Origin of the sequence: Bradyrhizobium sp. BLXBL-01, assembly GCF_051853025.1 — a bacterium.
GTDB lineage: Bacteria > Pseudomonadota > Alphaproteobacteria > Rhizobiales > Xanthobacteraceae > Bradyrhizobium.
Window position 1 is genome coordinate 6,164,161 of sequence record NZ_CP182471.1, and the last position, 13,624, is coordinate 6,177,784.

At 65.6% G+C, this 13,624-nt stretch carries 10 protein-coding genes; all 10 read right to left on the reverse strand.

Annotated features, from left to right (window positions below):
- Positions 1–59: 59 nt before the first annotated feature.
- A complete protein-coding gene (gene ftsA, locus ACNJYA_RS28675) occupies positions 60–1,382 on the reverse strand; it encodes a cell division protein FtsA (protein ID WP_212254613.1) in 1,323 nt (440 codons plus the stop codon).
- Complete coding sequence (locus ACNJYA_RS28680) at positions 1,379–2,407, reverse strand: cell division protein FtsQ/DivIB (RefSeq protein ID WP_212254612.1); 1,029 nt, start codon at positions 2,405–2,407, stop codon at positions 1,379–1,381. The genes ftsA and ACNJYA_RS28680 overlap by 4 nt, the downstream gene beginning before the upstream one ends.
- A 352-nt stretch (positions 2,408–2,759) precedes the next feature.
- Positions 2,760–3,746, reverse strand: coding sequence for a D-alanine--D-alanine ligase family protein (locus ACNJYA_RS28685; RefSeq protein WP_439403483.1), 987 nt, complete (start codon positions 3,744–3,746; stop codon positions 2,760–2,762).
- A gap of 84 nt (positions 3,747–3,830) precedes the next feature.
- A complete protein-coding gene (murB, locus tag ACNJYA_RS28690; protein WP_439401095.1) occupies positions 3,831–4,748 on the reverse strand; it encodes a UDP-N-acetylmuramate dehydrogenase in 918 nt (305 codons plus the stop codon).
- Positions 4,749–4,752: 4 nt separating this feature from the next.
- A complete protein-coding gene (murC, locus tag ACNJYA_RS28695; protein ID WP_439401096.1) occupies positions 4,753–6,156 on the reverse strand; it encodes a UDP-N-acetylmuramate--L-alanine ligase in 1,404 nt (467 codons plus the stop codon).
- A gap of 149 nt (positions 6,157–6,305) precedes the next feature.
- Positions 6,306–7,406 carry an undecaprenyldiphospho-muramoylpentapeptide beta-N-acetylglucosaminyltransferase gene (murG, locus tag ACNJYA_RS28700; RefSeq protein ID WP_439401097.1) on the reverse strand — a complete coding sequence of 367 codons (1,101 nt, stop codon included), beginning with the start codon at positions 7,404–7,406 and terminating at the stop codon, positions 6,306–6,308.
- A gap of 108 nt (positions 7,407–7,514) precedes the next feature.
- Complete coding sequence (ftsW, locus tag ACNJYA_RS28705; RefSeq protein ID WP_172787244.1) at positions 7,515–8,666, reverse strand: putative lipid II flippase FtsW; 1,152 nt, start codon at positions 8,664–8,666, stop codon at positions 7,515–7,517.
- 239 nt (positions 8,667–8,905) lie between these two features.
- On the reverse strand, positions 8,906–10,303 hold the full coding sequence (gene murD, locus ACNJYA_RS28710) for a UDP-N-acetylmuramoyl-L-alanine--D-glutamate ligase (protein WP_439401098.1): 1,398 nt from the start codon (positions 10,301–10,303) through the stop codon (positions 8,906–8,908).
- Between the two features lie 7 nt (positions 10,304–10,310).
- Complete coding sequence (gene mraY, locus ACNJYA_RS28715) at positions 10,311–11,414, reverse strand: phospho-N-acetylmuramoyl-pentapeptide-transferase (RefSeq protein ID WP_172787242.1); 1,104 nt, start codon at positions 11,412–11,414, stop codon at positions 10,311–10,313.
- A 139-nt stretch (positions 11,415–11,553) separates the two neighbouring features.
- Positions 11,554–12,936 carry a UDP-N-acetylmuramoyl-tripeptide--D-alanyl-D-alanine ligase gene (locus ACNJYA_RS28720; RefSeq protein WP_439401099.1) on the reverse strand — a complete coding sequence of 461 codons (1,383 nt, stop codon included), beginning with the start codon at positions 12,934–12,936 and terminating at the stop codon, positions 11,554–11,556.
- Positions 12,937–13,624: the final 688 nt, after the last annotated feature.

Genomic DNA, 13,624 nt, shown 5'->3' on the forward strand with positions numbered 1-13,624 from the left:
TTCGCCCCGGCCGGTGGCCGCGGGAGTTGGTGAAAATCGAAGATTGCAGAATGCGGTCATCAGAAGCCCTCGCGTAGCCATCGTCCGACCTTTCCGAAATATCCGCCGGTCCCTGTCTTGACCTGCTGCCGCGTATGCCGCGGTTCGACATGTTCGAGGTGAACATATTGCGGGTAGACGAGAAGTCCGGTCGGCACCGCGAACGCGGCGTTCTTCGCCTCGTTGGGCAGCCGGCCAAAACCGAGCGGACGGCCGACCCGCACGGGGCGGCCGAGAATCCGGGTACCGAGATCGACGAGACCGGTCAGCTGCGAGGCGCCGCCCGAGAGCACGACGCGGCCGTTGGGCTCTGCGGCGAAGGGCGAATCCTTCAGCTTGTCCCGAACCATTTCGAAGACTTCCTCGGCACGGTGCTTGACGATGTTCGCGATGGTGGCGCGGGAGACGATCTGCGGCAGATCCTGCTCGTCACCGGCTGTCGGCACAGACATCAGCTCACGCGAGTCCGATCCGCCGGTGATGACGGTGCCGTATAAGGTCTTGATTCGCTCGGCATCGGCAATGGTCGCCGAGAGTCCGCGCGCAAGATCCATCGTGATGTGTTGCCCGCCGACCGCAAAACCCGCCGCATGCACAAAGCGGCCGCCCGAATAAACGGCAATCGTGGTGGTGCCGGCGCCCATCTCGACGACGGCGGCGCCGAGATCGGCCTCGTCGTCGGTCAGCACCGACAGGCCGGCCACATAGGAGCTCGCTGCCATCGCTTCGACATTGATGTGGCAGCGCTCCACCGCCAGCATCAGGTTGCGCGCCACGGTGGCGTCACAGGTGACGACGTTCATGTCGACGCCGAACTGGTGCGCAACCATGCCGCGGGGATCGCGGATGCCCTTGACGCCGTCGAGCGTGTAGCCGACCGGCAGCGCGTGCAGCACGGTGCGGCCTTCGCCGGTGGCGTGGCGCATGCCGGTGGAGGTGACGCGGCTGACATCGGCCGGCGTCACGGCGCCGCCACGAATGTCGGCGGCGGCTTCGACCAGCTGGCCGGCGAGCCGGCCGCCGGAGACCGACAGCAGCACCGACTCGACCCGCACCTTGGCCATCTTTTCGGCAAGCCCGACGGCTTGGCGCACCGCCTGCTCGCATTCGCCGAGATCGATCACCGCTCCGGCCTTCATGCCGCGCGACTGGATCTGGCTGTAGCCGATCAATTCCACCGCATGGGTGCGGCCGCGCAGCGCATCGCTCGGCGGCGACGGCTTCAGCCGCGCGATCATGCAGGCGATCTTGCTGGTTCCGATGTCGAGGCAGGCGACGATGCCGCCGCGCTTGTGCGGCATCGGGCGCGTCTTCGGCGTCTGGGTGCGATCGAGACCGGTCATGCGGAATCCCCGGCCTTCTTTTTCTTCTTGTCCTTGAACAGCTCCTCGCGCGCCTTGGCGGCGTCCTCGGAGAGCTGCACCACCAGCCGGTCCGGCAGGCGCATGTCGACGGCGACGATGTCGCGAGAGAACAGCCGGTCTTCCTTGTCGAGCTTGGACAGCGTCGCAAGCGCGTTGCCGACGTCCTGCTCGGGCAGGCGGATGTCGAGACCGTCCTTGAGCCGCAGGTTCCAGCGCCGCTCGCCTACGTAGATCGCGGCCTTGGTCACCGAATTGACCTGCGGATAGCGCGCCAGCAGCGCCAGGAAATCGCGCGCCTGGGCGTCGGCGCCCTTGCCGACCACGAGCGGCAGCGACAGGAAGCGGCGCGAAACATAGGGCTCGAGCACGGCGCCATCGTCGGCGATGACGGAGAGCCGGCCGGCCTCCTGCCACAGCGCGAACGCCTTGCGCTCGGTGAGCTCGATCATGAGCTGGCCCGGATAAAGCTTCAGCACGGTCGCATCCGCAATCCAGGGATTGGCCTTGAGCTTGTCGCGCACCGCGTCCGCATCGAGGAACAGCAGCGAGGAACGGCCGCTGACGCCGCCGATCGCGAGGATCTCGTCCTGCGTCAGCTGCTTGCGGCCGTTGATCACGACGGAGGTGATGCGGAAACCGGCGGAATTGGCCAGCGCATTGCGGGCATCGCTGACCGCGGTGACGAAATCCTGGAGGTGGCCGCCCTTGACGATGCCGAAGCCGCAGCTGCCGATCAGGAGCAGCACGGTCATGCTGAGGCCGACCCGGCGCGGCAGATAGCGCTCGACCAGCGCGACCACGCGCGGCGGCGGCTCGCGCTCGACGACGGCCCTGACCTTGGCCTTGGCTTTGGCCTTGTCGTTGGCGGCAGCGCGCGCCTCTTCGTGCTTGTCCTGCATCCACTCGCGCAGAAGCACGCCCGCTCCGATAGCGGCCGCCTTCAGGTCAGCTTGGGGCCTCAGCGATCTGAAAAGCGACCGGGTGAGGCTTCCTGCTCCATCCATTGCACGAGCTCGTCAACAGTTTGCCCGCGACATCGCGCGGATCCTGGCGAACATGACGTCTCGGACCTGCCGGGCCGGGTGCTGGTCTTCAGCAGAAGAAAACCTCTCCCCTTCAAAGCGTTCGCTGGAGGGTGACATCACCCCGCGACAGCTCTCGCGCCGGCAGCCAAAGCGCCATATGCGCCGCCAGCGTTAACCTTCGGACGTCCTGGTAAACAAAAGGTAAAATTCGTTAACGACTTGCGCATTTTGCCTCGCGATGTGAGGCATTTGCGCCGCGATGTCCGGCATTTTACCGGTTTTGGTCGCCAAACCGGCCGGTTTCGCCGATTCGGCCGTTAACCAGTCCTGACTATTTCCGCACACGCTGGCAGGCGAGCTCGACCAGGCCGCGCAGGAAGTCGACGAACTCGATGCCTTCGGCTTTCAGCGCCTTGGGGTAGAGCGAGGACTTGGTCAGCCCGGGCAGCGTGTTGGTCTCGAGATAGACGAGGCCCTTGTCCGAGACGATGAAGTCCGAGCGGGAATAGCCGGTGCAGGACATTGCGCGATGGGCCAGCATCGCCTGCTCCTTGAGCGCGGCGGTGATCTCGGGTGCGAAGCGGCCGGGGCAGATCTCCTGGGTCGACTTCAGAAGATATTTCGCCGCGTAGTCGAAATTGCCCTCACCCGGAATGATCTCGATCGGCGGCAGCGAGATGATCGAGCCGTCGGTGCGCTCCAGCACGCCGCAGGTCGCCTCCACGCCGGCGATATAGGGCTCGATGACATACTCTTCATGCTTGGCCGCGTTGCGGACGGCGACGAGATCCTGCTTGGCGTTCACGAAGATCAGGCCGTAGCTCGACCCGTCGCGCGCGGGCTTTGCGATCAACCGGCCGTATTCGGCGAAGGCCTCGTCGATATCATCGAGCGCAAGATTCTCCGGCGGCGTCACGCCGCCGAGCGCGGCGAAGCGCTTGGCTGCGATCTTGTCGAAGGCGAGATGCGAGGACGCCGAGCCCGAGCCGGTGAACGGCACGCCGCGCGCCTCGCACATCACCTGCAATTCGCCGTTCTCGGCACGCCCGCCATGCAGGCCGAGCACCAGCACGCGATCTTCCGCCTTGGCCCGGTCGAGCGCCTGCGCGAGCGGAACGCCTGACGTGCCCGGCTTGAACTCGTCCTCGAACGGGCGGGCATGCTCGAGCAGCTGCTTCGACTGCACGACGTGCACCTTGTCCTCGACGTCCCACCACCAGAGGTCAGCCTCGGGCAGCGCCTGATGCAGCGCCTGGGCGGTGGCGACCGAGACCAGACGTTCGCGGTTGGAGCCGCCGAAGAGGATGGTGATGCGCATGTTCCTGTCACCCATGTGTATCGTCATTCCGGGATGCGCCGAAAGGCGCAGGCGCGACTTCGTCGCGCCCCGGAATGACGGAAATCATGAAAGCCCGATCCGCTTGATTTCCCAGTGTAGCTCAATTCCGGAATTCGCCTTCACGCGTTCGCGTACGGTCTCGCCGAGCGTCTCGATGTCGTGCGCGGTGGCATCGCCCGTGTTGATCAGGAAGTTGCAATGCATCTCCGAGACCTGGGCGCCGCCGACGCGCAGGCCGCGGCAGCCGGCGGCATCCACCAGCTTCCAGGCGGAATGGCCGGGCGGATTCTTGAAGGTCGAGCCGCCGGTCTTCTCGCGGATCGGCTGCGCGGTCTCGCGATGGCTCTGCACCTCCGCCATGCGCGCGCGGATCGCCTCCGCGTCCCTGATCTCGCCGCGAAAGCGCGCGGAGGTGAAGACGATGGAGGGATCGACGCCGCTGTTGCGATAGACGAACTTCATGTCCGCATTGGAGAAGACGTGCTTGGTGCCGTCGCGCCCGACGCCCCTCGCCTCGATCAGCACGTCCTTGGTCTCGCCGCCATTGGCGCCGGCATTCATGCGCAGCGCGCCGCCGATCGTACCCGGAATGCCGAAAAAGAATTCGAGCCCGCCGATATTGGCGGACGCCGCAACCTCCGCCACGCGCTTGTCGAGCGCGGCAGTACCCGCGGTGACGATGTCGCCACTCGCACTCGCCTCGCCGAAGGCGCGCGGCGCGAGACGAATGACGACGCCGGCAATGCCGCCGTCGCGCACGATGAGGTTGGAGCCGACGCCGATGACATAGACGGGAATGTCAGGGGCCAGATGCGCGAGGAAGTAAGCGAGATCGTCCTCGTCCGCCGGCGTGAACAACACCTGCGCGGGACCGCCGACGCGAAACCAGGTGAGCTCGGCCAGTGACTGGTTCGCCAGCAGCCGGCCGCGCAGCTCGGGCATCGCGGCTTTGAGTGAAGGGGTGATGTCGGGAAATCCCACCGCGTTACCCCAGCGCCTTCAATTCGCCGGGCAATGCATACGCCCATTGCGTGATGTTGCCTGCCCCAAGACACACGACGAGATCGCCTGGTTTCGCCAATCCCTTGACGATGCCGGCGAGCTCCGTCGCGGCCGGCAGCGGGACCACCTCGCGGTGACCATGCGCGCGCAGGCCCGCGACGAAATGGTCGCGGTCGATGCCGTCGATCGGCGCTTCGCCCGCGGCATAGACGTCGGCGACGACGACCGCATCGGCGTCGTTGAAGCAGGTGCAGAATTCCTCGAACAGCGATTGCAGACGGGTGTAGCGATGCGGCTGCACCACGGCGATCACCTTACCGGTGTAGGAATCGCGCGCTGCCTTCAGCACGGCCGCGATCTCCACGGGGTGATGGCCGTAATCGTCGATCACGGTGACGCCGTTCCACTCGCCAGTCTTGGTGAAGCGCCGCTTGACGCCGCCGAAGCCAGCCAGCGCCTTGCGGATCGCCTCATCCGACACGCCGAGCTCATGCGCGACCGCAATTGCAGCCGTCGCATTCGAGGCATTGTGCCGGCCCGGCATCGGCAGCGCGAGGTCGGCGATCTCATGCGTGGTGCCGGTCTTGCGGTCGCGGATCACGACCTTGAACTTCGAGCCGCCGCCGCCTGCGGTGAGATCGACCAGGCGCGCATCGGCCTGCGGGTTCTCACCGTAAGTGATGATGCGGCGGTCCTCGATCTTGCCGACGAGGCTCTGCACCACGGGATGATCGATGCACATCACGGCAAAGCCGTAGAACGGAAGGTTCTCGATGAAATGACGGAACGCGTCCTGCACGGCCTCGAAGGTCTTGAAGTGATCGAGATGCTCGGGGTCGACATTGGTGACGATCGCGACATCGGTCGGCAGCTTCAGGAACGTGCCGTCGCTCTCGTCGGCCTCCACCACCATCCAGTCGCCGGCACCTAACCGTGCGTTGGAGCCGTAGGCGTTGATGATGCCGCCGTTGATCACGGTCGGGTCGAGCCCGCCGGCATCGAGCAGCGTTGCGACCATCGTCGTCGTCGTGGTCTTGCCGTGGGTGCCGGCGATGGCGACGCAGCTCTTCAGCCGCATCAGCTCGGCCAGCATCTCGGCGCGGCGCACCACGGGAATGCGTTTCTCGCGCGCCGCCATCAGTTCCGGATTGTCGCGCTTGATCGCGGAGGACACGACCACGACCTCGGCGCCGTCGATATTCTCGGCCTTGTGGCCGACCGAGACCTTCGCGCCCTTCTTGCGCAGACGGTCGAGATTGTAATTGTCGGCGGCATCCGAGCCTTGCACGGCATAGCCGAGATTGACCAATACCTCGGCGATGCCGCTCATGCCGATCCCGCCGATCCCGACGAAGTGGATGGGTCCGATCTCGCGCGGCAGTCTCATGTGGTTTCCTTGGGGTCATCGTCCGCGAAGGCGGACGATCCAGTACTCCGCGACGCCAGAGATTCAAATCAACTGCGTCGGATACTGGATGCCCCGCTTTCGCGGGGCATGACAAGTGGCTTTTTTGGCCATCCAGGCCGGAACAGACGTCAGATTCCCGCGACCTTGACCACGAGATCCGCCAGCCGCTCGGCCGCGTCGAGCCGGCCAGCGCCGCGGGCGGCTTCCGCCATCGCGGCAAGGCGCACGGGCTCGGCGGCGAAGCCAGAAATTTCGGACGCCAGCCGATCGGAGGTGAACTCGGTCTGCGGGATCCGGATTGCGCCCTCGACCTTGACCAGGACGCCGGCATTGGCGAACTGGTCCTGGTCGATCGAGCCGGGCAGCGGCACCAGGATCGAGGGCCGGCCGATCGCGGCGAGCTCGGCCACGGTGCCCGCACCGGAGCGCGATACCACGAGATGATTGGAGGCGAGGCGCGCCGGCAGATCCGTGAAGAACGGCGCGAGCTCGGCCTTGATCTTGAGCTTGTCGTAGACGGCGCGCACGCGGCTCATGTCCTCTTCGCGCACCTGCTGGGTGAGAATGAGACGGCTCCACAGCGCAGGCTCGAGTCGCTCGATCGTATCAGGCACGATGTCGGCCATGATGCGCGCGCCCTGGCTGCCGCCGACGACGAGCAGGCGCAGCGGCCCGTTCGGCTCGGGCGCGGCATATTTCACCGCGGCGGCCGCGAGGATCGCCGGACGCATCGGCGTGCCGACGGTCGTCGTCTTGCCTGCCAGCGCCGGATCGCGATCGAGCACGCCGGGCAAGGACGTCGCGATGGCGCGCACGCGGCTCGACAGGAACCGGTTGGCGCGGCCGAGCACGGCGTTGGCGTCGTGGATGATGCCGGGTACGCCCGCGAACTTCGCCGCGACCAGCGGCGGCAAGGTCGGATAGCCGCCGAAGCCGACGACGGCGACGGGCTTCAACCGCTTGATCAGGGCGTAGGCCGACAGCGTGCCGGCGGCGAGCGTGAGGCCGGCATAGGCGAGCTGAAGCGGATTGCGGCCGCGCGCGGTCTCGCTTCTGACGACGTCGATCATGTCCTTGCTGAACAGCCCGCTGTAGCGCAGCGCGCGCTCGTCGGTGACGAGGCGGACGCGATAGCCGCGCCGGATCAATTCGACGCCGAGCGCCTCGGCCGGGAACAGATGGCCGCCGGTGCCGCCCGCGGCGAGAAGAATCAGGGGGGACATGTCCATGGTAGGCCTTTTTACAAGGTCTGTCCCGTCATTGCGAGCGAAGCGAAGCCATCCAGAATCCCTCCGCGGGGACAGTCTGGATTGCTTCGCTGCGCTCGCAATGACGACTTACGCGTAACTGCGCATCGCCTCGGCGTGGCCGCTCGCCTCGACCTCGGTGCGCGGGCGCAGCCGCGTCAGCGCCAGCATCATGCCGACGCCATAGGCGAGCGAGATGATCGAGGAGCCGCCATAGGAGATGAACGGCAGCGTCATGCCCTTGGCGGGGATGAGCTGCAGGTTCACAGACATGTTGATCGCCGCCTGCACGCCGAACAGGATCGCAAGGCCCGAAGCGGCAAAGCGCGAGAACATGTCCTCATTGGCATAGGCGCGCGACAGCGTGCGGATGACGACGAAGGCGAACAGCGCCAGCATCGCAAGGCACAGGATGATGCCGAACTCTTCGGCCGCGACCGCGAAGACGAAGTCGGTGTGGCTGTCCGGCAGGCTGCGTTTGGCGATGCCCTCGCCGGGTCCGAGCCCGAACCAGCCGCCGTTATAGAAGGCCTCCATGGCGGTATCGACCTGGAAAGTGTCGCCGGAGGCCGGGTTCATGAAGCGCTTGATGCGGCCCGCGACGTGCGGAACGAAAAGATAGGCGCTGAACAGGCCGGCCGCGCCGAGACCTGCGAGCCCGAACACCCAGATCATGCGCATGCCCGCGATGAAGAACAGCGAGCCCCACACCATCAGGATCAGCATGGTCTGGCCGAAATCCGGCTCCATCACCAATAGCGCGACCAGCATCAACAGCAGCACCAGCGCCATCGAGGTCGCCGGCATCTCCGGCCGTCTGGTCGATTCCGCGAACAGCCAGGCCGCGATCACGACGAAAGATGGTTTTGCGATCTCGGAGGCCTGGATGTTGACGCCGAGCAGCGTGATCCAGCGGCGCGAACCCTTCACCTCGGGGCCGATGGCGAGCGTGAGCACGATCAGGATGATGCTCGCCGCGAAGATGATCAGGGCCGAGCGGCGGATCGCGCGCGGCGACAGGAACGACACCCCGAGCAGCACGATGCAGGAGGGCACGAGGAACAGCACATGGCGGCTGAAGAAGTGGAAGGCATCGAGCCCGATGCGGGTCGCAACCGGCGGGCTCGCCGCCAGCGACAGGATGACCCCGGTCAGCATCAGCCCCAGGATGGCGCCCATCAGCGGCTTGTCGACGGTCCACCACCACTCGGAAAAGGGGGTGCGTTCTTCACGGGAGAGCATGGGCGGCCGCTTTCGGACAGAGGTCCGTCCATTGGTCGCCGACGTTGGTTACCGGGGGGTTAAGGAAGTGCGGATGTTTGACGATGATCTCTGGCCACAAGACGCACTGTCATGCCCCGGCTTGACCGGGGCATCCAGTACGCCGCGGCTCCTCGGTTCAATCGCAACCGTCTCTGGAATACTGGGTCGCCCGGTCAAGCCGGGCGACGACAGCGCAGTTGGCCGGACGAGTGCGCGCCCTACACCACCGGCTTCACACCCGGCAGCGCCTGCACCAGCTCGCGGAACTTGGTGCCGCGGATCTCGAAGTTGCGGTACTGGTCGAACGAGGCGCAGGCCGGTGACAGCAGCACGACGGCATCGGCGAGGCCCGAGCCTTCCGCATCGCGCGCGGCGTGCTCGACGGCGACATCGAGGGTCTGGCTGATCTCGTGCGCGACCGAGCCGAGCGTTCCGGAAAATTCCTGCGCGGCTTCGCCGATCAGATAGGCTTTTCGAATCCGCGGGAAGAAACCGGTCAGGCTAGTAATGCCGCCCGCCTTTGGCTTGCCGCCGGCGATCCAGAAGATGTCGGCAAACGACGACAGCGCATGCGCCGTGGCATCCGCATTGGTGCCCTTGGAATCGTTGACGAACAGCACGTTGCCGCGGCGGCCGACCTGCTCCATGCGATGCGCGAGGCCCGGAAAGCTGCGCAGGCCGTTCTGCAGCACGTCCTGGCCGATGCCCATGGCGAGCGCGGCGGCGGCCGCGCAGGCCGCGTTCTGCGCGTTGTGCTGGCCGCGCAGCGAGCCGATGCCGCCGAGCGCGGCGACTTCGCTGCGGGCGCCGCCCGAGGCGCGCACGATGGTGCCGTGCTCCACGTAAATGCCTGACGCGAGCGGGTTCTTGACGGAGATGCGCACCACGTTCTTGCCCGCGCGATCGAGCCGGTCGGCGATATCGCGGCAATAGCCGTCATCGACGCCGACGATCGAGGTGCCGCCGCCTTGCACGCCGGCAACGAGGCGTTCCTTCACCGCGGCGTAATGCTCGATCGTGCCGTGCCGGTCGATATGGTCCTCGCTGACATTAAGCAGGATGCCGACGGAGGGATCGAGCGAGGGCGTGAGGTCGATCTGGTAGGACGACATCTCGATGACGTGGACGCGGCCCATGCGCGGCGGCTCCAGCGACAGGATGGCGGTGCCGATATTGCCGCCCATCTGGGTGTCGTAGCCGGCGACCTTGGTCAGATGCGCAATCAGCGCCGTCGTGGTCGACTTGCCGTTGGTGCCGGTGATGGCGACGAACGGCGCATCGGGTGCGTGGCGGCGTCGCTCGCGGCAGAACAGCTCGATGTCGCCGATCACCTCGACGCCGGCCTCGCGCGCCTTCAAGACGCTCCAGTGCGGCACCGGATGGGTGAGCGGCACGCCGGGCGCCAGCACGAGGCTTGCGAACTTGGCCCAGGAGACGTTGCGCAAGTCCGCGGTGATGAAGCCGGCCTGCGCGGCCTTGGCGACGTTCTCGGCGTTGTCGTCGGCGGCGACCACCTCGGCACTGCCGGCTTTCAACGCATGGCAGGACGCGAGCCCCGAGCCGCCGAGGCCGAACACCGCGACCGTCTTGCCGGCGAAGGACGTGACGGGGATCATCGATCGGTCACCGCAGCTTCAGCGTCGAAAGGCCGGCGAGCGCCAGCATCACCGAGATGATCCAGAAGCGGATCACGATCTGCGGCTCGGTCCAGCCCTTCTGCTCGAAGTGATGGTGGATCGGCGCCATCCGGAACACGCGCTTGCCCGTGAGCTTGAAGGACACCACCTGCACGATGACCGAAACCGCCTCGAGCACGAACAATCCGCCGATCACGGCGAGCACGATCTCGTGCTTCACCGCGACCGCGATCGCGCCGAGCATGCCGCCGAGCGCAAGCGAGCCGGTGTCGCCCATGAAGATCGAGGCCGGCGGCGCGTTGAACCAGAGGAAGCCGAGACCGGCGCCGAGCAACGCGCCGCAGAGCACCGCGAGCTCGCCGGTGCCGGCGACATATTTGATCTGGAGGTAGTCGGCGAACACCAAGTTGCCGGTGAGATAGGCGATCATCGCGAAGCTCGCCGTGGCAATCATCACGGGCACGATGGCGAGGCCGTCGAGACCGTCGGTGAGGTTCACCGCATTGCCGGAGCCGACGATGACGAAGGCGCCGAAGACGACGAAGAACCAGCCGAAATGCAGCACGGTATCCTTCAGGAAGGGAATCGTCAGCGCGGTCGAGGCGGGGTCGCGGTTCAGCCGCACCAGCGCGTAGCAGGCGACTAGTGCGATCACGGCTTCGATCAAGAGGCGCAGCTTGCTGCCGAACCCGGTCGTGGTCTGCTTGGTCACCTTGAGGTAATCGTCATAGAAGCCGACGAAGCCGAAGCCGAGCGTCACCGCCAGCACGATCCAGACATAGGGGTTGAGCGGATTGGCCCACAGCACGGTGCCGACCGTGAGCCCGGACAGGATCATCAGTCCGCCCATGGTGGGCGTGCCCTTCTTGGCGAGATGCGATTGCGGACCGTCGGTGCGGATCGGCTGGCCCTTGCCCTGACGGATGCGCAAATGATCGATGATCCAGGGCCCGAACAGGAACACGAACAGCGCGCCGGTCACGATGGCGCCGCCGGTGCGGAAGGTGATGTAGCGGAAGACGTTCAGGACGGTGCGAAAGGCACCGAAGCCCGGAAATGTGTTGGAAAGCTCGATCAGCCAGTAAAACATTCAGACGGTCCTATGGCGCCTTTGCATATCCAGGTGCCTCATGCGCATTCGCTGGTCTTCGTCATGGGCCGCGCGTTTCGGGAAACGGACGGCTTCCGCCGCAAAGGGTGGGATTCGGGAACGGCGCCTTCCAAGCAGTTTACGCCTTTGCCTGCAAGGCGGCCACCAGCCCCGGCACAAACTTGTTGACCCAGAACATCTTCTTGCTGCCCTTGACAACCACGACGTCGCCTGCCTTCAGCAGATTTGCGACCTCGGCCGGTTTCAGCGTGGCGGGATCGTCATGCCAGCCGAGGCCCTTGCCCGCTGGCAATGCGTCGAACAGGTGGCGCATCAGCGGCCCGACGCAAAAGACGCCGTCGATGCCGTCGAGATGCCTGGCGAGGCCGGTGTGATAGCTCGGTGCGTCCGCGCCGAGCTCGAGCATGTCGCCGAGAATCGCGATGCGGCGGCCACCGCTCATGTTGCGCGCCTGCAGGCTTTGCAGCGCCGCCGCCACGCTGGCCGGATTGCCGTTGAAGCTGTCGTCGATCACCGTGATATCGCCGATTGCCTGCTCGACGCCGCGGCCGGTCATGATGCCGACGCGATCGAGCTTGACCGCGAGCGTCGCGACATCGAGATGCGCGGCATGAACCGAGGCGAGCGCAGCCAGCGCATTGTGCACCCGGTGCGGCGCGCCAGGGGTGAGGCTGAAGGCGATCTCCTTCTTGCCGATCGCGGCCACGACCTGCCAGCTCTCGCCGTGCGGCGCATGCGCGACCTCGTGCACCTCGGCATGCTCGCCGCCGAAGCGCACGACCTTGCCCTTCCACTCGGAAGCCTTGAGTCCGGCGGGCAGCACCAGCACGCCGTCCTCGGGCAGGCCGAGCGCGATCGACACCTTCTCGCGCCTGATGGCCTCGAGCGAGCCGAGCTTTTCCAGATGCACCGGCTGGACGTTGACGATGAGCGCGACGGTCGGCTGCGTGAGCTCGCTGAGCCGGGCGATCTCGCCTTGCTGGTTCATGCCCATCTCGACGACCCAGAGGCTGGCGTCCCGCCTGGCATTGCACAGCGTCAGCGGCACGCCCCAGAAATTGTTGAAGCTCGACGGGCTGGCATAGGCGTTCGGATAGGCGGCGAGAAATTCCTTGGTGCTGGTCTTGCCGGCGCTGCCGGTGAGCCCGATCACCGGGCCATTGAAGCGCGCGCGTGCGGCGCGGGCGAGGCCCCAGAGGCCGTCGATCAGCGTGTCCTTGACGACGATCTGGGGAATGCGGATGCCCGCGATCTCGTGCGGCACGATGATCGCGACCGCGCCTGAAGCTTCCGCCTTGTCGGCGAATTCCCAGCCGTCGCGCGCGCTGGCGAAAGCCGAGACGAAGCCGCCACTCGGCGTGCCGCTCAGCGCGACGAACAGGCTGCCCGGCTTCACCAGGCGGCTGTCCTGGGTGACGAAATCGATTCCCGTCTCCGGGAACGATCCGGCCACGCCCAGCGCACGCGCGACCTCGGCAACCGTCCATATTGGCCCGCTCATGCAACCCTCGACGCTAGTGCGGCGGCGACCGCCTCGTGATCACTGAAGGGCAGCGTCTGGCCGCCGACGATCTGCCCGGTCCACGAAGAAAGTCGCGCGAGCAATCCTGAAGAGGCTGCCTGCATCACTTCGCATCTCCCTCTTCTCTCTCCAGCTTTCCCCTGATCCAGTCCAAGGACGAAGCCACCCATTCTAAATTAGGGTACGATCTTGCGATGCGCAGGAGCAACGTATCGTTGTCGAGCACGAAGCGCGTCAAATGCCGGAGATTGCGAGAGCGATCAAATATCGCTTGAACATCAGCGTCCGTAATTTGGTCGATATTCTTGCCAAGTAATTGGGTAGTTGCGGCAAAAGCCTTCGTTCTCTTGAGACTTTCCAATCCTATCCACGCTGCAAAGCCGCCGCCTATAGTACCTCCGAGACCCGCAATTATACTGCCAAGAATCGGCAATGATCCCAGAGAAGCACCGGCAACCAAGACAGTTAGACTGTTTCTCATGAGGCTCGATACGACAACCTCACTGCGCGTGGGATTGTGCCCTGTGCCTGCTTCCTTCGTAGACTGAAGAAGAAGCTCCGCAGCCCGCGGCGTCATAATATCAGGGCGACGCTGAAGAAGCTCTGCGACTGCTAACCTGTTCTCAAACGCCCGAGCTTTCTCAATAGGACTAAGATTGAATCGCTC

Excerpts from the sequence above, each read along its gene's own strand:
- ftsA (WP_212254613.1), bottom strand. The coding sequence starts at position 1,382 with ATGACCGGTCTCGATCGCACCCAGACGCCGAAGACGCGCCCGATGCCG.
- ACNJYA_RS28680 (WP_212254612.1), bottom strand. The coding sequence starts at position 2,407 with ATGGATGGAGCAGGAAGCCTCACCCGGTCGCTTTTCAGATCGCTGAGG.
- ACNJYA_RS28685 (WP_439403483.1), bottom strand. The coding sequence starts at position 3,746 with ATGCGCATCACCATCCTCTTCGGCGGCTCCAACCGCGAACGTCTGGTC.
- murC (WP_439401096.1), bottom strand. The coding sequence starts at position 6,156 with ATGAGACTGCCGCGCGAGATCGGACCCATCCACTTCGTCGGGATCGGC.
- murG (WP_439401097.1), bottom strand. The coding sequence starts at position 7,406 with ATGGACATGTCCCCCCTGATTCTTCTCGCCGCGGGCGGCACCGGCGGC.
- ftsW (WP_172787244.1), bottom strand. The coding sequence starts at position 8,666 with ATGCTCTCCCGTGAAGAACGCACCCCCTTTTCCGAGTGGTGGTGGACC.
- murD (WP_439401098.1), bottom strand. The coding sequence starts at position 10,303 with ATGATCCCCGTCACGTCCTTCGCCGGCAAGACGGTCGCGGTGTTCGGC.
- mraY (WP_172787242.1), bottom strand. The coding sequence starts at position 11,414 with ATGTTTTACTGGCTGATCGAGCTTTCCAACACATTTCCGGGCTTCGGT.
- ACNJYA_RS28720 (WP_439401099.1), bottom strand. The coding sequence starts at position 12,936 with ATGAGCGGGCCAATATGGACGGTTGCCGAGGTCGCGCGTGCGCTGGGC.